At 53.6% G+C, this 24,592-nt stretch carries 17 protein-coding genes and 2 rRNA genes; 2 read left to right on the top strand and 17 right to left on the bottom strand.

Annotated features, from left to right (window positions below; genetic code table 11):
* Positions 1-26: 26 nt before the first annotated feature.
* The 3 genes from HG15A2_RS15690 to HG15A2_RS15680 form a co-directional block, all read right to left on the bottom strand.
* Positions 27-1,652 (bottom strand): amidophosphoribosyltransferase, encoded by a 1,626-nt coding sequence (locus HG15A2_RS15690; protein WP_145061149.1) that lies wholly within the window; start codon positions 1,650-1,652, stop codon positions 27-29.
* Positions 1,653-1,833: 181 nt separating this feature from the next.
* Positions 1,834-2,085 carry a hypothetical protein gene (locus HG15A2_RS15685; protein ID WP_145061147.1) on the bottom strand — a complete coding sequence of 84 codons (252 nt, stop codon included), beginning with the start codon at positions 2,083-2,085 and terminating at the stop codon, positions 1,834-1,836.
* 58 nt (positions 2,086-2,143) lie between these two features.
* Positions 2,144-2,524 (bottom strand): DUF2237 family protein, encoded by a 381-nt coding sequence (locus HG15A2_RS15680; RefSeq protein WP_145061145.1) that lies wholly within the window; start codon positions 2,522-2,524, stop codon positions 2,144-2,146.
* 205 nt (positions 2,525-2,729) lie between these two features.
* Here HG15A2_RS15680 and HG15A2_RS15675 point away from each other — a divergent pair, with 205 nt between their 5' ends.
* Positions 2,730-3,749 carry a class I SAM-dependent methyltransferase gene (locus tag HG15A2_RS15675; RefSeq protein WP_145061143.1) on the top strand — a complete coding sequence of 340 codons (1,020 nt, stop codon included), beginning with the start codon at positions 2,730-2,732 and terminating at the stop codon, positions 3,747-3,749.
* Between the two features lie 203 nt (positions 3,750-3,952).
* Here the strand turns inward: HG15A2_RS15675 and HG15A2_RS15670 are convergent, their stop codons facing one another.
* Positions 3,953-5,176 (bottom strand): toxin-antitoxin system YwqK family antitoxin, encoded by a 1,224-nt coding sequence (locus tag HG15A2_RS15670; protein WP_145061141.1) that lies wholly within the window; start codon positions 5,174-5,176, stop codon positions 3,953-3,955.
* 305 nt (positions 5,177-5,481) lie between these two features.
* Positions 5,482-6,264 carry an ATP-dependent zinc protease family protein gene (locus HG15A2_RS15665; protein WP_145061140.1) on the bottom strand — a complete coding sequence of 261 codons (783 nt, stop codon included), beginning with the start codon at positions 6,262-6,264 and terminating at the stop codon, positions 5,482-5,484.
* Between the two features lie 62 nt (positions 6,265-6,326).
* On the opposite strand from HG15A2_RS15665, the gene HG15A2_RS15660 reads away from it, so the two are divergent.
* Positions 6,327-7,577 (top strand): outer membrane protein assembly factor BamB family protein, encoded by a 1,251-nt coding sequence (locus HG15A2_RS15660; protein WP_145061138.1) that lies wholly within the window; start codon positions 6,327-6,329, stop codon positions 7,575-7,577.
* A 237-nt stretch (positions 7,578-7,814) separates the two neighbouring features.
* Here HG15A2_RS15660 and HG15A2_RS15655 read toward each other — a convergent pair whose 3' ends face one another.
* From HG15A2_RS15655 to HG15A2_RS15605, 12 genes are all read right to left on the bottom strand, one after another.
* Positions 7,815-9,101, bottom strand: a complete 1,287-nt coding sequence (locus HG15A2_RS15655) for an IS1182 family transposase (RefSeq protein WP_145061136.1) — start codon at positions 9,099-9,101, stop codon at positions 7,815-7,817.
* 104 nt (positions 9,102-9,205) lie between these two features.
* Entirely contained in the window at positions 9,206-9,946 is a 741-nt protein-coding gene (locus HG15A2_RS15650) for a hypothetical protein (protein ID WP_145061134.1), read from the bottom strand.
* A 165-nt stretch (positions 9,947-10,111) separates the two neighbouring features.
* Positions 10,112-11,068, bottom strand: a complete 957-nt coding sequence (locus tag HG15A2_RS15645) for a hypothetical protein (RefSeq protein ID WP_145061132.1) — start codon at positions 11,066-11,068, stop codon at positions 10,112-10,114.
* 95 nt (positions 11,069-11,163) lie between these two features.
* Positions 11,164-11,670, bottom strand: a complete 507-nt coding sequence (locus tag HG15A2_RS15640; protein WP_246117754.1) for an integrase core domain-containing protein — start codon at positions 11,668-11,670, stop codon at positions 11,164-11,166.
* Positions 11,663-11,794: a hypothetical protein gene (locus HG15A2_RS24855; protein WP_261342132.1), complete on the bottom strand. Its 132-nt coding sequence runs from the start codon at positions 11,792-11,794 to the stop codon at positions 11,663-11,665. The genes HG15A2_RS15640 and HG15A2_RS24855 overlap by 8 nt, the downstream gene beginning before the upstream one ends.
* Positions 11,795-11,977: 183 nt before the next feature.
* Complete coding sequence (locus tag HG15A2_RS15635; protein WP_145061128.1) at positions 11,978-13,435, bottom strand: PEP-CTERM sorting domain-containing protein; 1,458 nt, start codon at positions 13,433-13,435, stop codon at positions 11,978-11,980.
* Positions 13,436-13,690: 255 nt separating this feature from the next.
* Positions 13,691-13,799 (bottom strand): 5S ribosomal RNA (gene rrf / locus HG15A2_RS15630).
* Positions 13,800-13,912: 113 nt separating this feature from the next.
* Positions 13,913-16,837 (bottom strand): 23S ribosomal RNA (locus HG15A2_RS15625).
* Between the two features lie 712 nt (positions 16,838-17,549).
* Positions 17,550-18,035 (bottom strand): hypothetical protein, encoded by a 486-nt coding sequence (locus HG15A2_RS15620; RefSeq protein ID WP_145061126.1) that lies wholly within the window; start codon positions 18,033-18,035, stop codon positions 17,550-17,552.
* A gap of 91 nt (positions 18,036-18,126) precedes the next feature.
* Positions 18,127-19,626 carry a GGDEF domain-containing protein gene (locus tag HG15A2_RS15615; protein ID WP_145061124.1) on the bottom strand — a complete coding sequence of 500 codons (1,500 nt, stop codon included), beginning with the start codon at positions 19,624-19,626 and terminating at the stop codon, positions 18,127-18,129.
* 714 nt (positions 19,627-20,340) lie between these two features.
* Positions 20,341-21,810: a polysaccharide lyase 6 family protein gene (locus HG15A2_RS15610; RefSeq protein WP_145061122.1), complete on the bottom strand. Its 1,470-nt coding sequence runs from the start codon at positions 21,808-21,810 to the stop codon at positions 20,341-20,343.
* A 44-nt stretch (positions 21,811-21,854) separates the two neighbouring features.
* Positions 21,855-24,575 carry an alginate lyase family protein gene (locus tag HG15A2_RS15605; protein WP_145061120.1) on the bottom strand — a complete coding sequence of 907 codons (2,721 nt, stop codon included), beginning with the start codon at positions 24,573-24,575 and terminating at the stop codon, positions 21,855-21,857.
* Positions 24,576-24,592: the final 17 nt, after the last annotated feature.

Below are 24,592 nucleotides of genomic sequence, written 5' to 3'. Positions count from 1 at the left end.
GGCTCGCCGGAGAACGGGAGAAGGGATTAAGTCGTCGCTACTTCATAAGTGCGTGTTGAATCATCGTCGCTCGATTTCTCAGCAGTCAAAGCAATGTCGTACAGCTTTTGACCCCAAGCCGTGGGGTACTCCCCGGTGAGGCAAGCTTGGCAAAGACTGTCCACTGGTTTCTCAATAGCTCGCGCAATTGATTCCACGGGGAGGAAACGAACAGAATCTGCCCCCAGTTCTTCAGCCATTTCCGCGAACATCGCCTCGCGGTCTTTTCCTTCGGCTAAATGATCATTCCCTACGGGTAGAAAGGCTGGCGCAAAAAGCTCGCTGATCGTGGACATGTCGATGCCGTAGAAGCAGGGGGCGGTGATCGGCGGACAGGCCACGCGCACGTGGATTTCCTTGGCCCGGCCCACTTCGCGGATCTTGGAAATGAGGACTCGCATGGTTGTAGAGCGTACGATCGAGTCTTCAACCAATAGCACGCGTTTGCCGGCTAGTACCTCAGGGAGCGGTGTGTATTTAATCGCGGCCTTCGCCTTGCGGTTTGCCCCCCCCTCGATAAAGGTCCGCCCCGAATAGCGATTGCGGATGAGCCCCTCGATGCTCGGTATCCCCAGCTTGTAGGCCATCGCGTCGGCCGCCGCTTTGCTGGTGTCCGGCACGGGTACTACGATGGTGTCCTCGTCTCTGGGCACGTCTTCTAGCAAGGCGAGCTCCTCGCCAAGTGCCTTGCGAGACAAATACACACTGCGTCCGTCCATGTTACTGGCGACATTGGCAAAATAGATCCACTCAAAAAAGCAATGCGCACGACGTGGGTTGTCGCTGAATCGCTCGATGGTTATTTCTTTGCCAGACTTCTCATTCCCGTTCACTACAATGGCTGTGCCAGGCTCCAGCGACTTGATCGACTCCGCCTGAAAGCCAAGGTTTAGTAACGCCACGCTTTCACTCGCAGCAGCCAGCAACGACCCCTCAATTGCGTAGCACATCGGTTTCACGCCCAGTGGATCGCGAGCGATGAGCATCTGGCCTTGCGCGTTGAGAAGCGCCAAACTGTAAGCTCCATCGAAACGAGTGGCCAAGTGACGCATCACGTCGATCAGCGGCATACGGCGATCACCAGATAATTCGCGGCTGATCTCGTGCATGATGATCTCTGTATCCGTCGCACGCGCGAGGTGATGATCATCTTCGGCGAGTAGCTTATCGCGCAGCTGAGCGTAATTGGCCAATTGTCCGTTGAAAGCGAAGCTAAACCATTTGTGCTTCTGCAGGTGATGGCGCTCGAACGGCTGGGCGTAGCTCTCGTCCTCTTTCCCGCAGGTGGCGTAGCGAACGTGACCGATGGCCGCACAGCCGGCATACTGTTGCATGAGGCTTTCGCACTTGCCGCGGTGATTCAACCTAAACGCCTCGCTCACCGTGCCCAGCTTACGATGGGTATCGATCAACTGCTGACGAGCCGGATTGTAAGTCGTCATACCTGCCGAAAGTTGCCCGCGATTTTGAATATCCAGCAACATACGCGGCATTAGCCGAGAGATCTCGGCCGGCCCCTGCGGAGGGCTAAGGTCGCTGACGGGTCCGTCTTGCTGCTGAGTACCTAAGTGATAGATCGCCGCAACGCCACATTCGTGGTGCAATTCGCTCATTCGGGGGGGGAAGCCAGACGTGGAGAGTGGGAGGCAGGGGGGAACTTGCAACGCCTAAAGAAGAATTCTATTCCGTGAGCGATAATCTCTCAACGGGCGAGTCGAATTTAGCGGCTGAGCTCGCTCTGCCATTAGTTCGAGGATTGGTACCAGCGGAGAGCAAGCTCAGCGTCTAAATGGGTTATTCAGAAGTATTCGATTCGCCAGATAAAAACGCCAGCAAGTCGCGGAAATCTTCAACGGACAGAGTTTTTTCCAGACCTGCTGGCATGACCGAGACATCTGAGGGTGCTCGCATTTCGATCTCTCCGTCGGGCAGCTTAAACAGCTCTCCCTGTGGATCACTATACGTAGCGGCCCCATGATCTCCACTCTCCGGCATTTTCAAGCCGAGGTGGGTTTTTCCACCTTCAGTGTGAAGTACCCAGGGCATGTAGCATGGGGCGTAGTTCGCGCGGGCTACTTCTCACAAGAATGTCACGTTTGTCGTGCTAAGAACGTCTCTCAGCGTCCAGGGCGTGTGCTTCCAGGTTTTCTAGATCGACGAATTCGAGTGTCGAAATGTGTGTTGAAGCAAGCAGCACAGCCGGTGCCATGCCCGCCTCGAACGCCTGCTGCCAACGTTGGGCACAGAGGCACCAACGATCGCCTGCGACTAATCCCGGGAATTGGTACTCAGGGATAGGCGTCGAGAGATCGTTGCCGCAGGCCATGGAAAATTCCAGGAATCCTTCATTCGCTTCTATGCACACGGTATGAACACCATCGTCGCCGAGTCCCGTACGACAATAGCCGTCGCGATAGAAACCAGTCATCGGATCCCCACAACAAGGTTGGAGTTCCTCACCAAGTACATTCTTGGGCATGCTCATCCGTTTCTCGCTCTCTGAAGCTACGATAGACCTATCCCGAGGGGGGGTGTGGATGCAATGTTGCATGTTGGCATAGCTTCGTCAAATATTTTCTTTCTCATTCCGCAATCAAATTCGCTAGAAACTCTGGACTGATGACTTGTTCATTGCGGTTGCCCGAACCATACTGCCATTCTCAAGTCGCCTTCGGCCCCCCGAGTGTTCCATGTTGCGTGTTCCGATTTTCTTCATCGAGTGGTTTGTTTACGGCATTTCCTACGCGTACTTGCAATTTCTCATTCGCTCTCCCAAGCCGCTCAACGAAGAGAAGGCGTGGACGGCGTTGACGACAGAGCTTCCCTATGGACTGAGGTGGATACGTACCGCCTGGCCACTGGCACCATTGCGCCCGCTGTTGGTCCGTGCAAAAATGAAGCAAGATCATGCCTTGGGCATTGCCGAGCATTATGACGTGTCCAATGACTTTTATGAGCTGTTTCTAGATCACAGGTACATGTTCTATACGTGTGCCGACTTTCACAGCCCGGACGAAACGATCGAAGAGGCTCAGCAACACAAAGCGGATCACATACTAGGTTTGATAGATCCCAAGCCGGGCGAGCGAATCTTGGAACTCGGTTGTGGTTGGGGCCCGATGCTCAAGCGTATTGCCGAAGAGACTGGCGATAAGGAGAACCTTTATGGGCTTACCCTCTCTCGTGAGCAACTGGCTTACAACGAGCAACACAATGGATTCAATGTCGAATACGACAACTTTGTGACCCGTGACTACGAGCCGAATAAGTATGATGCGATTTACTCGATAGGCGCCTGGGAACATGTTCGCCAAGGTGAGATTCCCCAACTCGTGGAGAAACTCTACGGATCGCTCAAGCCCAACGGACGAATGGTGCATCATTTCTTCTGTCGTACTCAAGATAATCTGATCGCGGGAGCCGCTGCTTCGCAGATATATTTTCCCGGTTCGATGGGAGCGCCGTTCCGGCATCATCGAGAGTCCTTTGAGCAAGCCGGTTTTCGCGTGGCGCACTGCTCAGTCCACGACTACCGCCCTACCCTACGAGCGTGGTTTGATCGGCTTGTGGAGAATCGCGAAGCGGCGCTGAAGATTGTGGATGTGAAGACCTACAATCGCTACGTAACTTTCTTCGCCGCTTCTTGGAGATATTTCGAGGACGCCTCGGGAATTCTCACTCGCTGGGTGCTTGAAAAACAGGAAGAGTGAATTAGGGTGACGGATCCTTCGTCGTAGGTGCCATTGGCTTTCCGAACTGATGGCGACGTGAGTCTTGCTCCAGAATCAGGCTCCGAGATAGGAACTGAATAAGAAAAGCTTGTCGAGCGATTATCGCTCGACAAGCTCTTGTTCTCCATCGCTGGAAGTTCGCCGTTCTAGTCTACCTACTATCGTAGGCAAATTAAACGAATCTAGCGCACTAATCGCAAGTCGTTACTAGGCAACGCACCCACGTCAACCCGATCCTTCAACTCGTCAGCGGATGTGACTTGCTGAGGTGTATCGTAGGTTTTCTGCTTGGCGAGTTTGCCGTCTTCCTTCCACCAACGCCACTGGCCGATGAGTGATCCGCCGTCATAGTGACCGATGGCTGCCTTCTGTCCGTTCTCGTGCCACCAGACCCAAGTGCCTTCGTTCACATCGTTGCGGAACGTCCCCTCAGCCGCTTTCTGGCCATTGGGGTGCCAGTAGGTGAAGTGACCGGTTCGCTTGTCGTGTTCGTACTGGCCTTCTAGTTGTATTTGACCATTCGCGTGCCACGCTCGGCTCTTACCATGACGCAGGGGTTCGCCTGTGTTCTCATACTTAGCGAACTCCATGTCCCAGAAACTGTCTGGTGTGGTCACGACGGTTCGGGGTGCTAGGTACTGGGCTTCCGTTTTTTTGCCACCGCGGCGTGCGAAGTTGGTGTTCTTCGACACGATCTGCCGCCCGTCTAGGTAGGTGGCTACTTTCTTTGGCTGGCCAGTTTGTTGATCAAGCTGAATAACATCGCCCACGGGAACACCCTGCTTGTATTGCGTTTCTCGGATTACTTTGCCGCTTGCGTCCCACAGCACGGCCATGCCATGGCGCTGGCCGTTGCTGATTGAGATCTGGCTGCATTTACTTTGGTTGGAATCAAAGATCAACCACTCGCCGTCGAGCTGCCCGTTGGTGAAAGTCGCCTGCGAAAGAAACGGCGCCTTGAAGCGATTGTAAGGTGATTGGCTAAACGCAGGCGAGGACTTGCGGTCTTGCCACCGCGACCAAACACCAACGCGCTGGCCCATCTCGTAGCGGCCTTCTGCGACCACGGCACCTTCGTGATTGAGCATCTTCCACTGTCCGTGGTTGATATAGTTGCCCTGTGGATCGAGAGTCACTTCACGTTCAATATGAGGCTTGCCGTCGGGATAACGTTCAATAAATGTCTCCGTCTCTCCGCCCGCCGATGCATTTTCAAAGTCATCTTCAATAGTACTAGGACTGAATGAAATCTCTGCAGGACTTGTGTCTGCTAGTGTCGGCTCAGCGGCAGGCTCTGCCTCTACGAAAGAAAACGCTTGCTGAGCTGCCACTGGCGTTGCCAGTACTGCGGAAAGAGTCAGCGGAGCTAACACGCGTTTAAATTGAGTGAATTTGCTGGCTTTCATCGATACAATCTCCAAGAAACGAACGCAGGGTCGTTACAAGCGAGCATTCACAAACCAGACCTCATCGTCGGACTGAACGAACGCAACAAGACCGAGTGATACGGCCGTACTATTCGCATCGGAGATTACGAACGAAAATATCGAACTTTCCAGTATGTGACGCACGACCGTGATATTGAGAAATCACGACGTGAATTACCTAAGTTCACAGTCCATCAAAGACCGTGTACTCGGGGGTCAGCTAGAAGATCGCAGGCAGTGTGCACATTCAGAAAGTGCTTTTACACCGCTTGAGCAGCTACGCATTACTCTTTGCTCAGCTCAACATCCACTAGGAAGTCGCCTTCCAGGTAGTTGCGTCCCAGGAGTACGGGAAACTTCATGTGGGAGCGGTCGTTCAGCGATACGAGCACTCGCTTCTTCACTCCGTTGCAGGTAAGCGTGACCGGTACCTTATAACGCATTTCTTCGCGCTCCGAAGTCTTTACTACGGAGATGGCTTCGATTTTCCGTTCGAGCCATTTTCTATCGCCGTCGCCATTCTTGATTTGGAAGCGGATCTTCTTGCCAAGATTCTTGGTCATCTTTTCTGCGCTGTCGGCAATGTTCCACTGCTCGACGTGTATTGAGGACGTGGTAGCCCCAGTGTCGACGCGGGCGGTGAAGGTCAGATCGCTTTGCTTCTCTTCTACCTTTGCGATGGCGCCTATCACCTGCTTTTGCTTCTTGGGAGCGGCTTCGGCCTCGGGCTTCACTTCAGGCTTTGCCTCTGTTTTCGCTGGCAATACTTGTGGCGAATCTGGCTCTGCCCCGAGGCACGATATGGTCGGAGTTAGGCATGTGAAAGAGTAAGCAGCGCACGCCGCAACAACCAGCTTGCGACAGGAAGTGGTGGAGAGAAACTGAAATGGAGCGTTTAAGAACATGGTGCCTTGTAGCCGGGGACATGGATAGGAGCTCACACGACAAACCGTAGCGAGGCTCAGGGTCGAAGGATTCGAGACAATATTCCGGCACCCTTCAAGGTCAATCGCCCCGGGTGATAGCAGTTTCTCGGCACTCGTGCAGCCATTCTTGCGGCGAACCACGATACTATCCGAGGGAAAGGAAACGGTATAAAACGGCGGTACACCCCTTCGGCGAAAGACTAATGCGACTTCTACCAGCTTACTTTGTTGCGGTTTTTATCACGTTGGGAAGTCAGCTAGCAGCCGAAGATTGGCCCCAATGGCGGGGGCCCACAGGCGATAATCACGCGGCCGCAGGAGCGACAGCTCCTAACCAGTGGAGCGAATCGGAAGGGCTGGCTTGGAAGACACCTGTGCTGGGGCGGGGGCACTCCTCTCCTACTCTGGTTGGAAATCGCATCTACTTAACGACGGCCGACGATGCGGCGGGCACGCAATCGCTGTTGATCTTTGATCGGCAAACCGGCGAGCTCCTCGCCCAGCCAGTAGTTCACGAGGGTGGGCTTTCCCAGAACGTCCACCCGAATAACACCAACGCCAGTCCAACCGTGGCATCCGACGGCAAACGTGTGTTTGCGCTCTTTCATAACAACAACGCGGCATGGATCACAGCATTCACTCTAGAGGGTCAGCAAATTTGGCAAAAACGAGCCCTCGAGTTCGACCCGCAGCGGTTCAAGTTCGGGTTTGGTTCTTCGCCGGTTGTGGCCGACGGGCTCGTTATCGTAACCAGCGAGTACGATGGCCCAGAGAGCGGTCTCGTGGCGTTTGATTGTGCCAGTGGAGAGCAGCGTTGGAAAACACCCCGGCCCGAATCACTTTCTTACTCATCTGTAGCCCGCGTCCAGACAGGCGGGAAGCTGCAATTGATGCTCAGTGGCAATCAGCAGATCGCAGCGTACGAGCCCTCCTCAGGTGAAGAGTTGTGGAGCACGCCCGGCACTACCTACGCTACTTGTGGCACCATGGTCTGGGACGAAGGGCTTGGCCTAGCATTCGCTAGCGGCGGGTTTCCTGAAACGTTTACTTTAGCTGTCGAAATGAGCGGCGAGCACAAGATTGTTTGGAAGAATCAGGCGAGGTGCTACGAGCAATCGCTACTCCTCGCCGATGGCTATCTTTACGCGGTGACGGATCGCGGAGTCGCCTACTGCTGGCGAGCCAGAGATGGCGAGCAAATGTGGAAGCAGCGTATCGGTGGTAGCTTCAGTTCTTCGCCGGTTCTTGTTGGCAGCGAGATTTACGTTGCGAGCGAAAAGGGTACGATTTTCGTGTACGAGGCCAACCCAGAAGAGTTTCAATCTCTTGGCGAAAACCAGCTCGGCGATGAAGCCTTCGCCACTCCGACGCCTGCCGATGGGCGGTTGTATCACCGCTACACGAAAATGGTCGATGGGAAGCGACAGGAGTTTTTAGCTGCAATAGGTAAGTAGGGTCCGCTGTGCGGACCAAGAGCTCTGGAGAGCCATAAAGCAACGTTTTGCTTTGCGTGAAGCAGATGGTCCGCACAGAGGCCGTGAATTTTTCTCAACCGGGCCTGAGGTCCTAGTGCTCGGGGGGGGCTTTCTTGAAAGGTTGGTTGTGTCGTTGTTAAACACCCCTGTTTGCTAAAGTTGCTTGGGATGCTGACGACCCGATGGCGTTGGCATCCTTGCCTGATCATCACAAGCTTACCCGGTCGCTTGCCGCCGTAAATCAAGTGTTCTCTGGAAGTTGTGCGCTAGTGCCTGCCATAAACAGATCGCTCTGGCTTTCAGCAACCCTCGAACCGGGAACTGACCCAGCCCCCGATTCCGACAGCCGGCGTTGGGGAACTCAGCAGTCGCACTGCGCTGCTGATAGATCTCTTTCGCTGTGGAAGTGCCCATCCGGGCACGCCACCGCTTGACCTCTTCGCTATCGCCTTTCACCGGAGCAAACGGGTCGATCCCCTTGGACTCCTTACGTGTTTGCTCCATGATCGGCAGATACGCTTCGACCCCCGCCTGCTCAAGGGCAGTAATGTCGTCCAGCTTCACGAAGCCCCCATCGGCCAGGTACTGCTCGGGAGCCTGCTGGTAGCGCCGCTCAAGTTGATCAATCATCGGCTTCATCTGACCGCCGTCAGTCCCCGCATTGACCACCTCCACACCAGCAATCACCAGCGTATCGGTCGTCGCAAACTGTACGTTATAGGCCGGACGAAAGCCCCCATCGGCCATCTTCATCTTGCGTGCTTCGGGGTCGGTGGTCGAAGCGCGTGCTTCGCTACCAGAACCCTTCTTACGACGCTCCATTTTCGGAACGAGCGTTTCACGCTCTTCTAAAGCCGCTTCAATACGCTCCTGCCGCTCACGAGCCGCACGCACCCGTGCTGCCTGTTCACGACGGTTCTCAACCCCGACATCTTCTTCGCTCTCCCTCTGAAGTGTTTCCAGATGTTGCTCCGCCTGGGCGAGGCATTCATCGAGGGTGGGCTTCCTGCGGAAGGAACTCGAACTGGCCGATGCGCGAACACGCATCCCGTCTTGGGCCAGGCTGTTGAGTTCAATGAGTCCCTGGTGCAGCAGCGTGGCCACGCTTTGAGTGAGCAGGTCGTCGAGAAACTCATGGTGTTGGGTGCGAAAGTCGCTCAGCGTATGGTAATTCACGCTCACTTCGCCACAGATCCACAGGTAAGCCAAGTGTTCTTGGCAGAGCTTAGCGAGTCGACGAGCGGAGGTGACTCCCTCGACGGTGGCGAAGAGCCACAACGAGAGGAGAATCTTTGGATCGATCGGATTGCGACCAGCATTCCCATCCACCGCCTTAATCTTCTGATACAAGAGCGTCAGGTCGAGTCCTTCCACGTAGGCCCAAATCAGTCGCGCTGCGTGATCTTCAGCAAGCAATTGATCGAGTGCGAGCGGGCGAAACTCGATCTGTCGTCGCTCAGCACGCTGAAAACGGGCCGTGCCGGTCTGTGTGGTACGTTCCATCAAGAACCTCCATCGTAAAGCATGTTAGAATCAAAGCAGTCACCGATTCTAAATTCTTAGCTGCCGAGTAGGTAGCTGAATAATTCACAAGCTCACAGCGGACCCTACGCGGCTAACCTAGCGGCAAACGGCTGAGACAGCGTCGCATGAAATGCCAGTCGTACTAGTTCCGCTCGCACAGGATCGCGCACAATCTCCCTCACCTGAGCAACAGCGTGACGTCGGCATTCATTTCTCACTGCCGGTAGGCCTACCGCAGCAAACGCTAGTGTCGTGAGCATCACGGTGATTCCTGGCTGCTGGGCACCCGTGGCAACGAGCATCATGCCCGTGGCAACGAAAATGGTCGTCGCTTCCAGTCCAATCCATAGCCACGACCAGAGATCGCGAGCTCGGTAAATGAGCGTCTCGTCTATCTGTGGATCGCGCCCACTCACGAACGGATAGAAAGCGCCGCGCATGAGATCGTGCCGATGAGAAACTAGTTGCTCGTCTGAATATCCTTCGAGTTCAACACCTGTGCGATGAGCCAATTCGCCTATGATCACATCCAAGTCAAACCGTTCGCGAATGCCTAGCCAATCTGCCAATTTGCCATGGATGCGGAAGATTCGCGAGCACAGTCCAACGGCAAGCGCCGGCAGCAGGTAACCCCCTGGCACCGGCAAAATTTTGTCGCCACCGAACTCCAACGAAAAATCTACCTGTTTCAAAGCCACATCAAGCCAAGGCAGATTCGTACGCAACAACCAAACCGCCGCTAGCGCAGCGCCTGAAGTGAACCAAAAGATGCGATTGAGCATCGACTGATAATCAGTAACCGGGCTAAGGGGGGAAAGCGACATATTCCCAATAGTTCGGCGAAATATGCTACGTCGGAACACGAAAAAAGTAGTGAACGTGCGAATAGCACTTTAATGCAACTGCCTCACTGCCGCGATACTTGCTTTGCTAGCAACGAGCCGCGGAGATTTGGTACTTAAGGGAGATTCCCGAAACTAGAATCTACCCTAGAAAAAAAGGTTGCGTCTCTTAGCTCTCGGAAAGATAAGCTGCAAGGCAGCTAAGGCGAGTAACCCCATCTGTGATGGCTCAGGCACAGACCGTTGATGTACGAGCATAGCGGCCGCCGGACCACCGCCAGACGGCGGCCCCAAGATTCCATAATTAGTTTGCCATAGTTGTAGTGCCGTAGTGTTACTATCGCGTAGCTGCCACTCTAGAAAGTCGCTGCCGTTAATTAACGCGTCGAAATTATAGTCGCCCTGCCAGGAGATGGCTTGCGCAAAATCGAACATTAGGCGTAGCTCGCCATCAAGGAAAGTTCCGTCCTCGGTATAGGCGGATTCAAGTTCCACATTGATCACGCCATCCTCAGAAGTTTCGAACCAGTCAACAAAATTATGCACGTCTAGTGGATCAGTCGTTGTGCCGTCTGGAATCAAAGTGGTCGAGGGTAGTAGTTCTTGCGTAGCGGGAGATGCCTCGTAGGTGAAAGACCTTCCGAAGTAGTTGACGGACAACCGCTCAACTCCACGAATTCCTGCGGCTTCCAAAGAGACACGTACATACACAGGCTCATTGAAACCGAGTGGGATCTCAGCAGTCAGCTCTGTGGAATCGTAATGAGCAGGATAGGTGGTTGTATTGCCAAACCGATCAGTGAGTGTTCTTTCAGGAGAAAATGTGCTGTAGGCATCGAAATTCCACTCCATCCGCTGGTACTCAGGAGTTTGGACAGTGAAGGCCCAGTCGATTCGATTTCTCAACGGGTCTCTATCAAAGACTTCCCTGTCGTAGGAATAAGTGGTTCGGGGATTGTAGATCCCAGAAAAATTGCCGTAGACGCCATCTTGTAGAGTTGCAGACCCCCAATCGGTCATGGTGACAAGCTCACTCCCTATCGCCTGCTCAGCGAGTAGGAGAGCCAGAAGCAAGACCAATCGTGATGGTAGTACTTGGTTCATGCTGCATAGACATTACTAGGAATGATTGAGGCTCAATGAGTTATGATACTCACCAACAGCTGGTATTAAGCCATGAGTTCCGCAAAAAAACATGCCTATTTCACCCGTGCCAGCTGGATTGAGGACTGAGGCGTAGCCGAAGTCCGAACGGAAGCTGCCAAGCGGGCCGCGTACTCCGCTGGGGCAACGTACCCCAGTGAGCCATGTGGCCGATGATGGTTGTAATCGTCCTTCCATGCCGTGGTCAGCTGCCGTGCTGCGGCCAAACTCTCAAACTCTTCCAACGCGAGAAACTCATCTCGCAGGCGGCTGTGGAAACTCTCGGCATAGCCATTTTCCCACGGACTGCCTTGCTCGATGTACAACGCTTCGATCTCAAGCTGCTTCAGCCAACGCTGAATTGCCTGGGCCGTGAACTCTGGTCCATTGTCACTAGGGATGTGCTGCGGAACGCCACGCATCGCGAACAACTCCGCCAGCGTATCGATCACATCCTCGCTGGTGATGCTACGGCCGCACTTCAACGCGAGACATTCTCGCGAGTACTCGTCCACGATACTTAGCCACTTCAACTGGCTGCCGCCGCTGGTCTTGTTAAACATGAAGTCCCATGCCCAGATGTGGTCCCTGCTGTTTGGCATGAAGTTGCTGCAAGAATTCAATCGCTAAATCTTTGGCTTGTTGCGATTTGAGTGCTTGGATATCACTTTCTGACCAGTCCTTCACGATTTCTCCCCCTGACTTGTAGCCCCGGTGAATTCAATCCGACCACCATTTCAAACGCATTATGAGGCGCTGGGCAGTGCGGGGCAACTCAAGCACGATTGAATTTCGGGAATCGTTCTCCGGAAGTAATGCTAACGCATTCCGAGAGTAATTCCAGTTTCATGAGAAGCTAGGCATGACCAACTACGATCTCTTGCGACCAGTCACTAGGCATCCACAAATGGTCGTCACGAGTAACATCAGCGAACTGGGCTCGGGCACGGATCCAAACAGAATTGTGGTCGAGGCACCGCCTACTGATGGCAAGAACTGACCGTTGAATGAGTTAGCGGAGAATAAGACTCCGGCAGTGGATAACGAGGCTGGCGTCACGCCATCCCACTCGACAAGAATCGATCCGATGACGGTTGCTCCGTTCTGGCCGATCTGAGTGCGTAGGTCCAAGGGATCGTCCAACCCACCTGCGATCGAGGCGAGGATGCCTTCCAGGTCGTCAGGGAGACCCGCATCCAGATTGGTTTCGAGAAGTAAGGCGGATTCCGCAGACGGTGTCCAGTCGGAAGAACTGTCGTCCAGATTGTCCGTGACAATGCTAAACCCGACATTGGCGAAACCAAGTTCGCCGGGGAAAACTGCCAACGTCTCGACACTGAACTCGACCTGATAAACCAGGGGCGTTCCGACCGGCTGATTGAAATTCGGCAGCGCAACGGGGGTGTTGCTCAGATCGAATGCAGCAGTAACTTTGGCGTCCAAGGTAAATGGAACTGGGAAAGCTGCCGCGGCAGTGTTGGCTGGACTTGAATTCAATGCCAGAGATCCGCTGCTCGGATCTGCGGCTGATTGGAAAAAGTTGTCGAGGACGATGTTTCGATCATCTTCGTTGACTAGCCCCGTGCTGGTCCCGTCGACATCACCCGTGTCCCAGCCCTTGCCGCTAGTGTTGAAGTTATTGATGACGATGTTGAAGTCGTTGTTGGCGATAGTGCCACTGCGATCCGCATCTCCGAGGAGCATTTCTTCTGCTCCAAAGCCATCAATGGCAGCATCGCCGCGGACTGCAACATCGCCGATCGTGGCGGAGACTGCACTTCCTCCCACAAACTCATTGGCGACGATCGTGAGGCTGGGTCGGCTAGAACCGAATGTGCCCGAGGCGATCAATGCGGAATTGTCCCAAGGATCATCGCCTACGACGTTATTGGGGAAGAGATCGTCCTCGGGAATGTTGCCCGCAGTCATGCCACCAGTGCCGATGCCCGTGAGCAGGACTCCCGAGAGTGCGTCGCCAGCGGCGACTTCAGCACCACCAGAAATGGGCTGAAAACGAAAAATCGTGTCCCCCGAATTGTCCCAAACGTCGGTGTTGGGAACGATTGCATTAATCGGGGTATCGACCCCGGTGACGCCGGTTGCACCTCCGATGAGGGCCTGGATTCCTGATACTCCACCGGGAGCAGTGCTTTGAAATAATAAGTCCCACGTTCCGCCTGCCGATTCGTCGGCCGGGTTGGCGTAGCGAAGGTTTAGCTGCCCATCGACGATTGCCTCAGCCCTAGAAGTTAGAATCCATGTCAAGATTGCCACGGCGATCAGCACGAGAGTGAGTCTTGCCGTCGAATTGCTTGTTTTGAGTGTCATTAGCCTGCTCCGTATAAAAGATGTTGCCCCTGTATGAATAGCGGAAGACAGCAGGTCTTTGCAGAACTCCACCAACCCCCCCCATCCTAACGGGTTATTTGAGCGTTACAATACTTTGCCCTTGCACTCTGCGAGCTTCCTAACCAACGGGACTTGAGCGCCTTGGTTAGCGGCTAAGCCGGCGAGCGGCTGTTTTCGAGACCTCAGCGCAATAAAAAAACCCACCCGGAATTTCTCCCGGGTGGGTTTTATAAAACCTGGCGATACCTACTTTCGCGAGTGCTCTCACTATCATCGGCTGGACGCGCTTAACTACTGTGTTCGGAATGGGAACAGGTGTCTCCACGTACATATGGTCACCAGAAAAGATGACATCGACCTGTCGACCGATGCCACCTAACGTTTTGGTGTTTTGTTTGCAAGAGTGGACCTTCTTATCCTTCGTCCTCAAACAAAGTTTGAGAGCGTTTGATAAATGTGGTCAAGCGTTCGTCCATTAGTACCGGTTAGCTGAATACATTGCTGTACTTACACATCCGGCCTATCAACCTGGTCGTCTTCCAGGGGACTCTCACCCATTGGGTTACGAAACCTAATCTCAGAGCGGGCTTCACGCTTATATGCTTTCAGCGTTTATCCGTTCCGACCTTAGCTACCCTGCCGTGCCGCTAGCGCGACAACAGGAACACCAGAGGGTCGTCCTTCTAAATCCTCTCGTACTAAAGAAGAACCTCTTCAAGTTTCGTGCGCCCACAGTAGATAGGGACCGACCTGTCTCACGACGGTCTGAACCCAGCTCACGTACCACTTTCATTGGCGAACAGCCAAACCCTTGGGAGCTTCTCCACCCCCAGGATGTGATGAGCCGACATCGAGGTGCCAAACCGCTCCGCCGCTATGGACGCTCGGGAGCGATAAGCCTGTTATCCCCGGAGTACCTTTTATCTGTTGAGCGATGGCCCTTCCATACGGAACCACCGGATCACTAAGCCCTGCTTTCACACCTGCTCGACTGATAAGTCTTGCAGTCTAGCGCACTTCTACCTTTATGCTCGATGCCTGATTGCCAACCAGGCTGAGTGCGCCTATTGGACTCCTCCGTTACTCTTTAGGAGGAGACCGCCCCAGTCAAACTGCCCAACTGACACTGTCCTTTGCCCGGTTTCACGGGAATCAAAGTTAGAACTAAACCATGAACAGGGTGGTATTTCACCAATGGCTCCCTCCGATCTGGCGACCGGAGTTCAAAGCCTCCCACCTATCCTACACAGTACATAGCACAGCCCAATATCAGCCTACAGTAAAGGTTCACGGGGTCTTTCCGTCTAGCTGCGGGAACGTGGCATCTTCACCACGACTACAATTTCACCGGGTCACTGGTTGAGACAGTATTTCTCTCGTTACGCCTTTCATGCAGGTCGGAACTTACCCGACAAGGAACTTCGCTACCTTAGGACCGTCATAGTTACGGCCGCCGTTTACTGGGGCTTCGGTCAAAAGCTTCGTTATAAATAACTAACCTCTTACCTTAACCTACCAGCACCGGGCAGGCGTCAGTCTCTATACATCCACTTACGTGTTAGCAGAGACCTGTGTTTTTGATAAACAGTCGGAGAAATCGATTTACTGTGGCCCCCAGCAGCGTAAACCACCAGGGGCATCCCTTATCGCGAACTTACGGGATCATTTTGCAGAGTTCCTTAACCAGTGTTCTCCCGAGCGCCTTAGACTACTCGTCTCGCCTACCTGTGTCAGTTTTAGTACGGTTACCAATGCTTCAACCCTTAGAAGCTTTTCTTGGACGTTCTTCAGATGACATACCCAACATAAATGAGGTTGTCCGGGATCGGCCGGAACGAGCACGCATTTAACTATGCTCTAGGCCTCACCCGTCGAGGGACATTTCTAGTCGTCCCCTCACCATTCAAACGCCGTCCCTCCATCGGTCCACATTAGTAGCGCAGGAATGTTGACCTGCTATCCATCGTCTACGCCTTTCGGCCTCGACTTAGGTACCGGCTAACCCTGGGCGGAATTACCTTCCCCAGGAAACCTTAGGCTTTCGGCGGGCAGGATTCTCACCTGCCTTATCGTTACTCATTCCGGCATAATCACCTGTACACCCCGACAGCGCTCCTTACGGTACGCCTTGTATCTGATGTACAGCGCTCTCCTACCACTCAGATCACCCGAAGGATCACTGAATCTACTGCTTCGGTGTCATACTTACTCCCGTTCATTATCGGCGCAGAATTGCTCGACCAGTAAGCTGTTACGCACTTTTTAAATGGTGGCTGCTTCTAAGCCAACATCCTGGTTGTCTCAGCAATTCAACTTCCTTAGTGACTGAGTATGACTTCGGGACCTTAGCAGATAGTCTGGGTTGTTTCCCTCTCGACCGCGAAGCTTATCCCCCGCGGACTGACTCCTGAGATAGTTGCAACGGTATTCGGAGTTTGGCTCAGCAGGGTACCCCGGGAAGGGCCCCAAACCAAATCAGTCTCTCTACCCCCGCTACATAGTTGCTCAAGGCTAGCCCTAAAGCTATTTCGGAGAGAACGAGCTATCTCCAGGTTTGATTAGACTTTCACTCCTCCCCACAAGTCATCCCCTCAGTTTTCAACCTAAGTGGGTTCGGTCCTCCACGCAGTTTAACCCGCGCTTCAACCTGCTCATGGGTAGTTCACCTGGTTTCGCGTCTACCACGTACGACCAATTGTCGCCCTATTCAGACTCGGTTTCCCTGAGGCTTCGGACCGTAAGTCCTTAACCGAGCCGCACACGGTAACTCGCCGGATCATTATGCAAAAGGCACGCCGTCACACATTCCCCGAAGGGCATAGTGCTCCGACCGCTTGTAGGCGTATGGTTTCAGGTTCACATTCCTCCCCTAACAGGGGTTCTTCTCATCTTTCAGTCACCATACTGAGTTTGCTATCGGTCATCAGAGAGTATTTAGCCTTACGAGATGGTCCTCGTAGATTCAGTCGGGATTCCACGTGGCCCGACCTACTCAGGTACTCCTCGGGAGTTTGCTCACTTTCATGTACGGGACTGTCACCCTCTGTGGTTGGCCTTTCCAGACCATTCTATTAATGAGCAAGTTTATGACTCCCATGTGAAGAGCCCTACAACCCCGCAGGGGAAACCCCCGCGGTTTGGGCTATTACGCGTTCGCTCGCCGCTACTGACGTAATCGATTTTTCTTTCTATTCCTGTGGGTACTTAGATGTTTCAGTTCCCCACGTTAGCCACGCAAAGTTATTTATTCACAATGCGTCAATTCAGGAATCTCGGGATCATCATTTGTTTGTCAACTCCCCCGAGCTTTTCGCAGACTTCCACGCCCTTCATCGCCTTCTGATGCCAAGACATCCCCCATACGCCCTTCATAGCTTGACCACATTTATCAAAAGCTCTCCGCTAGCACTCCATCAACCCGAAGGTCTCCGCAGTGAGCATCCAGCAATTCGACAAATGATTAAGCTACAAAGAGATTTGGCAGTGGCGCCTAAGCCACTGTTGATCTCTTGAGTAACGCTTCAAATTATCTTGTCTAAGGACAAAGGAAAATCACTTAACGCTTCTCTTGCTAAACGAGTCGTGAAACTCGCCGCTCCAGAAGCATCGTGAATCTTCAGATGCCACTCTTGCTTAAAACACCAAATTGTCAAAGATCGTTTGGCTAAGCCGCATGTCACTAAAGTCGTCGACGGAAGTCGTACAGTTGAAGTAACACTATTGGCTGTTGCCGTGGCTCTCAGGGAGAGCCTACCTCTCACAAGTGAGGGGAAGCGGGAAGAGTCGATTTCAAAAAATCGCGACTCTTACTGCTTGCACCAACTTGTGGGCGGGAATCCTAAATCTTAGCGATCTGTCCGGGGAGTGAAACCCCTCGCAGAAAGTTTTTTGGAGAAAATTTCACGAACCAGAGTGGTCGCAAGAAGGCCTCCAAGCCTTGGGATGATCGGGGCCAGCAAGTTTTGCTAGCGTTCCCCGTTCATCGGCTCGAATTGTAGGGGCATGTGAGCATCGTTCAAGGGGAGTTAGGAAGAATTTACAGAAAGCTTTCCCGGAGCCGTGCGGCGATGGTAAAAGCGGTAAGCTTTTACAGCTACTTCTCACCTTGGTTGTGTCGATCAATGAAGCGTTTGACGTGAACGCAGAAGACTGCGTTGGCAATTGCTGCGACGATGATTACCAGCAGGTCGACCCACGCGGCTAAGCCACGTGGCACCTCAGTGCCGCCCAGCAGGAAGTAGAGGACTCGATGGATTCCTTGGAAGAACTGCCCACCAATGCCGGTCCACATCGAGGAGGCCACAATTGCTGCACCAATACTAAAGGCGCGCATTTCCCCGCTCGCGAAGAAAAGAGTTGTAAAGATCAATCCGGTGATCGCGAACCAAATCAGGCCAACGAAGACTAGTGAAATCTCGGCTGGCAAAGCAATCGAAAGGCCGCAAATCACAGCTACGCCGGTCATTGCAATCAGCAAAGACTTCATGCTGAACCGAATTCCCGGCTTTCTTGAGGCCGCCGTGCCAATCATCTTCGCTTCTGGCGGGAGCATTGGCGGCGGATTGGTTTCGCTGGGCATAGCGAGATTATAGCAACTGCCGAAGAATAATCAGTGTCTTATGGAATAGTCGGTGACTGAGAAGGCAGAAGCGAAGGGCTGACTATTGCCCTCACACCCTTGCCGCGACCTGTTCGTAGACGTCGATAGGTAAACCCTTGGCCGTTCGTTCCATGAGCTCTCTGGCGCGGTCCAACAGCGAGACGGCATCGTCGTCAGGTTCCACAACTGCAACTCCGAGATTCATCTCAAGTCGCAACGGATTCTTGCCCATAGGAATCACGCAGTTGGAGATCGCAGTTTGGATACGTTTGCCAACTAGCTTTGCTTCGTGTTCGCCGCTGCCCGGCAGCATTATCGTAAAATGACCGTTGCTGAGATCGCCCAGTAGATCCATCTCGCGCAACGTGCTTCTAATGTAGCCACCGACGGATTCGATCAGCAACTCGCCCACAGCTTCACCAAATTTGGCCTGATGCTCCGCGAAGTCACAGATCTGCAGGTGCATCACCGAGAGAGATACCCCATAGCGATTGTTTTCAGCCACGCGGCGACTGAGTTCATCAACAAAAGCATCCGAATCGGTGAGGGAAGCTAGACTGCCACTATTCACAGTAGCAGTTTTCTTGGTGGATTGAGTCGAGTGGAGCTGCCCGCCTCCTTTAACGATAGGCAGGCACTCTAGGCCGTCTTGCCAGTAGCTGCGATTGCGTCCGTTATCTTTGGCAGCGTAAACCGCATCGTCGGCACGGCGAATAATTTGATCTGTTTGGTCGCCCCGGGCCACTTCGGTGAGGCCTACACTGGCGGTCACCTTGAGGTTCTTGCCCTCAAATGGCACGGTTGCCGCTTCAATGGCCTTGCGAACGCGTTCAGCAGCCACGCGGCCCTGTTGAGCATTCGTGCTAGGTAGCACAATGGCGAACTCTTCCCCGCCGTAGCGGCATGGTAAGTCGGTTTTTTTGACGACGTCATTGAGTGTCCGACCCACCACACGTAAGACTTCATCACCTGCTTGGTGGCCGTGGGTGTCGTTGAATTTCTTGAAGTGATCTACGTCGAGCAAGATCATTGCGAACGGAACTCGCTCTTTGCAAAACTTCTCAAGATTGTGCTCTAGGGAGTGATCGAAGGCTCTTCTATTGGCCAGTTTTGTGAGGGAGTCCGTGCGAGCCTCGGTCTCTTGTGTTCGCAGCTCTTCGGCTTGGTTCTTAATCTTTTGCTCTGCTTCTTCCAGGCGAGCTTGCAATTGTCCGTTGGCCCCCAGCATTTGGGCAATCGCATTGGCTATTGCTAGGCTGGAGTCTTTACTCGTCTGGTCGATGGCATTGAGCTGGTTACTTATGCCCTCGATTACTGAACTGTGCTCAGTGACGTCGCTTGCCACGGCACGGGTGAGGTCACGAACTTGATCGACCGCCATGCTGGCGCGTTCCGCATCATTCTCCGCCTGCGCTTGCTCAGCTTCGGTCAGGTCCGAAACGCCCTCTTTCAGGTTAGCATGAGCCGTGTGTTGTAGGTAGAAATACGCGCCCAAGAATCCGACCACGACGGCAATCAAAGAGAGGCCGACGTCGATCAATACACTAGTAAAGGCAATGCCGAGAAGCATGGTGCGGGCTCGTTTGGTGCGTAACTGCGGGTTTCCGAGAAGCAGTCAGCTGGTGCCGAATGCCATGTGAAACCATAGATTGCGGTGTTAGTGAGTCAAATCTACGGAAAACCACTGATGAAAAACTCGACACGTTCTCGGCTTCTGTGGTGGGATTAGACCGGTCGCACCAGCGCACCTACTGCGGCTACCCGTGGCCCAGAGCGAGCGGAGGCTGGCTGGTGCAGAAGCGATGAGCCCTCACCGATATCCACGTGCCTGTTGGCCCGTGATTTTGGGGCCAGATCGGCTGCTTACAGCAGCAATGTTCGTACTCCCCCCCTGATCATGTTATGGCGTGGTGCGGCAAGCCGTTTTGGAATTCAGCAATTGGGCTAAAGAGGGAGGGGGGCTCAGCGTCTGCAAGCAGGCGTCTGCACTACTTTCACTTTCTTGATGGGATCAGTGATGGCATAGTGTGGTCTCGTGCTTTTTGGCGGCTCGTAGCTGGCATTTCTGTGTTTGGCCGCCATTGCCGACGACCTCGTTGGGGTAGCTATCGACACGATTAGCGTTCCTTAACCGGCCTGTGCACTACTACTGGGTTTGCGGTGGTCAAGGAGTCGCTCGCCGACGCCGCTAGTCAACGCAGAATCTGGATTCCTAGGGGCAGGCTACGGTGGAGAACACCGTGATCTGCTTGTTTTACAGGCCGGCTATCGTGGGGTTAGACGCCTACTCGACGGTGTGAGGCCCGACTTCATCTGGAGTAAGTGGATTTCTTTCAACGCTCGATCCCGGGGAATACTCATCAGCTCCAACGTCAGGTTTATCGTCTCGCGGCTGACCATTCATGTCTTCATGGACGTAAAGAAAAGCACTCCATGCGTTGTCAATTGCCGGCGAGCCAGGTGCGAGGCGCATTACCTTGCCGGTGCGATTCAGCTTAGGATCGGCGATTTGGAAAGCCTGCTTGTCGGTCATCCCTTCGACTCCCGTTTCTTTGCCGTTCGTGGCGTGAAGAATATTTCCGCGAAACTGAACGCCCTCGGCTTCGTAGAGTTCCAGCAGGCGATCATCGTTCGTCTCGGACACGAGATTGTTGCTAAATATGCAATCCTGAGGTTTGAGCGGACGCTTTTTCGAAGACATACCAATACGAAGTTGCGCACAGCGCACCCAAGTGTTGTGGACCACCTGACAATCGACCGCCGGTAGTCCGTCAGCGACCCCCAGTGAGCCACTGCCTGCCGGCGCTCCGTGCATCAACGCCAAGGGCGCTTTCATCGAAGTGCCATCCAGCCCTTCAAAATAATTGTTAAACACGCGATGCCCAGAGCCATAGAATCGAATGCCTCCTGAGCGATAGGCTTCGAAGGGACGCTTAGCATAGGTATTCAAAATCATGTTGTTAGCAAATACTCCATCGTTGCCGTTCCGAAAGACGACGCTCCCGTGGCAATTCAAAATGGTATTGCCAGTAAACGAGCCTCCGCCGACTTTAAACGAGATCATTTCATCTTCGCCCTGACACTTTTCAAAAAGGTTGTCTCGAATGGTCGTCGATGACTTCCCCCCCGCGTTCCCGATACGACTCTCGCCGACACGAATGGTCTCAAACCCATTGGAGTCGTTTCCATACGCCCGATTTGCAAAGTGATTACGCTCAATGATGTCTTGCTGAGAGACGTACTCATCTTCACCGGTGACAAAGATGAAATGCCCTGGCTTCTTCTTGTTTGAGAATCGATTCCGATCAATGAGATTGTGTCCGCTCTTGAGCCCGTCCAGGGTCAGCCAGGTTTGGTTTTTGTCACCGGTGTCCTGTTCGGCTAGCTCGAAGTCGTTGCGCGTGATTCGGCAATGATGACAGTTTCGTACGCTGAGAGCGCCTCCTTTTCCATGGACGTCCGCTTTCAAGGTGAAGCGGAATCCTTCCAGCACCAGGTACTCTGAGTCCCGTAATTTCACAATGTGATTGCCGCTGAACTCAGCCTTCAAGAGATGTTGAGCACGAATCGTGATTGGTGCGGCGGACGTGCCTATTTGTCTCTTGAGTTCGAGATCACGCTGAAGATCGTAAACACCGTCGGCCAGCTCGATGACCGACCCAGGAGACGTCTCTTTGATCGCCTCCCGCAATTCATCTATAGAATTGACGACTACCGCCTCTTTCGCATTTGCTGACGGCGAGAGCGGGGCCATAAGACTGATGAAAACAGCGATGAAGAAATAGTTGTTAATTGTAGTTATTCCTTGTTCGGTTGATGTGAGCTTTCGCCTGTGAGGAAATTCGCCCCCACGTCTTCCGGAGTAAGAGGCGGGGAAGTGATTTTCCCTTGAGCTCCGGAAACCTCATCTGCCCCGATGTCTCGTTGCGTGCTGGGTCGAAGCTGGCCGTCGATGTCACGCTGCAGTTCCGGTAGCTGCTCTAGGGGAGTGTCAACCGCTCCGTTGGCGGCAGGGCCTGTTGGTGACGGTCGCAGTAATCCGTGCTTCAACGACAGTTCGGGATCTGAAGTCGCCGCTCCCACGGAAGCTCCCACAGAGGCTCCATGCAGAAGATTTCTCACCCATACAAGTTTGCTGGGAGAGAATTCCCCACTGATCAACGGCCCGTTTGAACTGGAGATGAGATTGTTTGCGAGTGTACCGGTAGGAGCACGCGAGCCTTTTTCGTCGTTGAGCAGAATGCTACGCTTGCAATTCACGATCGTGTTGTGCATCACTGCGATTCGGTCTACTGCTTGATAACCGTCGCTGGAGCCGGTTGAACGCTGCTTGCCGCCCATGATCGAGAGAGCTGCGTTCCAACCGTCACCCTCCAGATCCTGCAAATAGTTATTGATAATCAAATGGTCGCTATCAACCACACGAATGCCGCCCGAGTGCTGTGCCCCGTCTCCGAAGAAATAGTTTCCCTCCACGCGAGCATGATGCCCATGACGGAGAACCAACGCACCGTTGCACTGTCGAAAAGTGTTGGCTAGAACCCTGTTGTGACTCGATTTGCTGCTAATGACTTCATTCTCGCCGTCACAGCCGACGAACAGGTTTCTCTGTACCAGACACGATGCGGGCTTGTTTTGATCGCCACTTGAGCCGATGCGAATCGTCTCGTTGTCGGTTCCTTCTTGATACGCGAAATCGCCGAAATACGAATTCTCAATTCGGTGCTCAGCCGTTTCGTCTCCCTTCAAGTCGCCCAACTCTACGGTAATCAAGGCACCTTTGCTGCGCTTTCCGCTAAAGTGACAATGCTCGATAGAGTTGTTGCGTCCATAGAAGAGCACCCACTTGGAGGTTTCCTCATCGGTTGTCAGATTGGTCATGGCACAGTTGATCAGCCGCACGTGCTGGGCGCCTGTTCCGCTTAGAGATCGAAATTGAAACGGATTGTAGCTATTGGCACTCCCGGTCGTGCCATCGAAGTGAAACCCCTCGATGACCCACCACTGGGTGCCGATTCGCATTTGCGATGCCCCCCGAAATATGGCTCCGCCTGGGGTGGCGGCTCGCAGAGTTATCGGTTGCTCTTTCGTACCGTCGATTCCCTCGATATTGATCGCTATGTCCTGATACTCGCCGCTCGCCCAGAGAATAGTATCTCCTGGAGTTAACTTGCCCGACTCAAGGAGGGCTGCTAGCTCCTTGGGTGAATCAATAGAGTGCTCGTCGCCTGTCAGTAAACTACCTTTCCTAATGCGGACTCGACCAGTATTGTCTCGCGGAACACCGACGCCTTCTGCCTTCTGAGCTGCATGGAGCAGCTCCGCGTAATTTCCTTCCTTGTTCCGCTGTTTGGCATCTGAAACTATTTTAAGATAAGCCGGCTCTCCTAGTCTGACTGAAGCCATGCGCAACAGTTCGATCACATGAGGTGAGAGTGTAAATTGACCAATCTGCTGGTGGGGCCAATTGCCCGGCGACTGAAGGTAGGGGTGAAGGTAACTTAAGCCGTCCGAAAGACTGACACCTTCCGGTGCATCCGCCTGCCAGAGATCAATACCAAACTGTTCTCCAACGCGGGCCACCACGGCCAGCGCCGTGAGGTTGAAGAAACTGTAGTGCAGGGATCGAGTTCGTGCTTCCTCGGCCGGTTGGCTGCCATCTGATTGGAACTGCATCGGGATGCGTTTCGTTTTGACCTCTTCAACGATCTCTCGTGCTAACTTCCTGTCCCCAACGAATATCGCGATCCGCGCGGTTTGTGCATCGTACCAACTTCCGTGGTTGTTCTTTGCCGATCGCTCCTCACGCCCAAGTTCACTCTCGCGAAGCCACCGGAGATACTTGCTAAACCAAGCTTGCAATTGCTGCTTGTCCTTAGTGGTGAAACTACGGGAATGTTCCAGCAGAGCAACCGAATCCAGCAATAGTATGAATCCTCGTGTATCAAGAATCCCTACGCCACGCCCATCACTTCTACCCGGCACGGCTTGACCAAACCGCAAGTGAGGATTCATGCGGGTTTCTTCTTCGAGAAACCACGTGCGTATCAAATGTATTGCACGTTCCGCATACTCCTCTTGCTCGAAAAAGAAGTAAGCAAGGGAGAGTACTTCAATAGTTCGAACCAGCTTGCCAATGGCATCACGATCGCCCCTTGCTCGAATCTCTCTATTTGTTTCGCCATCGCGCCGCACATACGGCAGGCCATCCGGGGTATCGGGGTTGGGCCACCAGTAGCGGCTAAAACTCTGGTAGTCGTGTTTGTCACCACTGGGCGGCACTTCCCTCTTATTCATGACGGAGTAAGGGCCTCGCTCTAGAGCGAGGGCGGCACTTTTACGCAGCCTCTTCAAGACCGCGGGCTGCCGCTCCTCATCGAGTTTTAACAGGCGACTCTTAGTTGCAACGAGATGCGACGACTCCCAATAAACGGTTCGCGGATCTTCTGCTTGAGCGGCGCAGGCGAGAAATCCCATGCTGGCCAAGGCTAGCCAGCAGCGAAGGGGTATGCGGTGCATGATAGTTTCCTGAGAAA

The organism is Adhaeretor mobilis, from assembly GCF_007741515.1.
GTDB classification, from domain to species: Bacteria; Planctomycetota; Planctomycetia; order Pirellulales; family Lacipirellulaceae; genus Adhaeretor; species Adhaeretor mobilis.
Note: the sequence above shows the minus strand (reverse complement) of the source record. Positions and strands in the feature narration are given on the sequence as shown.

Excerpts from the sequence above, each read along its gene's own strand:
- HG15A2_RS15690 (WP_145061149.1), bottom strand. The coding sequence starts at position 1,652 with ATGAGCGAATTGCACCACGAATGTGGCGTTGCGGCGATCTATCACTTA.
- HG15A2_RS15685 (WP_145061147.1), bottom strand. The coding sequence starts at position 2,085 with ATGCCCTGGGTACTTCACACTGAAGGTGGAAAAACCCACCTCGGCTTG.
- HG15A2_RS15680 (WP_145061145.1), bottom strand. The coding sequence starts at position 2,524 with ATGAGCATGCCCAAGAATGTACTTGGTGAGGAACTCCAACCTTGTTGT.
- HG15A2_RS15675 (WP_145061143.1), top strand. The coding sequence starts at position 2,730 with ATGTTGCGTGTTCCGATTTTCTTCATCGAGTGGTTTGTTTACGGCATT.
- HG15A2_RS15670 (WP_145061141.1), bottom strand. The coding sequence starts at position 5,176 with ATGAAAGCCAGCAAATTCACTCAATTTAAACGCGTGTTAGCTCCGCTG.
- HG15A2_RS15660 (WP_145061138.1), top strand. The coding sequence starts at position 6,327 with ATGCGACTTCTACCAGCTTACTTTGTTGCGGTTTTTATCACGTTGGGA.
- HG15A2_RS15655 (WP_145061136.1), bottom strand. The coding sequence starts at position 9,101 with ATGGAACGTACCACACAGACCGGCACGGCCCGTTTTCAGCGTGCTGAG.
- HG15A2_RS15650 (WP_145061134.1), bottom strand. The coding sequence starts at position 9,946 with ATGTCGCTTTCCCCCCTTAGCCCGGTTACTGATTATCAGTCGATGCTC.
- HG15A2_RS15645 (WP_145061132.1), bottom strand. The coding sequence starts at position 11,068 with ATGAACCAAGTACTACCATCACGATTGGTCTTGCTTCTGGCTCTCCTA.
- HG15A2_RS15640 (WP_246117754.1), bottom strand. The coding sequence starts at position 11,670 with ATGTTTAACAAGACCAGCGGCGGCAGCCAGTTGAAGTGGCTAAGTATC.
- HG15A2_RS15635 (WP_145061128.1), bottom strand. The coding sequence starts at position 13,435 with ATGACACTCAAAACAAGCAATTCGACGGCAAGACTCACTCTCGTGCTG.
- HG15A2_RS15620 (WP_145061126.1), bottom strand. The coding sequence starts at position 18,035 with ATGCCCAGCGAAACCAATCCGCCGCCAATGCTCCCGCCAGAAGCGAAG.
- HG15A2_RS15615 (WP_145061124.1), bottom strand. The coding sequence starts at position 19,626 with ATGCTTCTCGGCATTGCCTTTACTAGTGTATTGATCGACGTCGGCCTC.
- HG15A2_RS15610 (WP_145061122.1), bottom strand. The coding sequence starts at position 21,810 with ATGGCCCCGCTCTCGCCGTCAGCAAATGCGAAAGAGGCGGTAGTCGTC.
- HG15A2_RS15605 (WP_145061120.1), bottom strand. The coding sequence starts at position 24,575 with ATGCACCGCATACCCCTTCGCTGCTGGCTAGCCTTGGCCAGCATGGGA.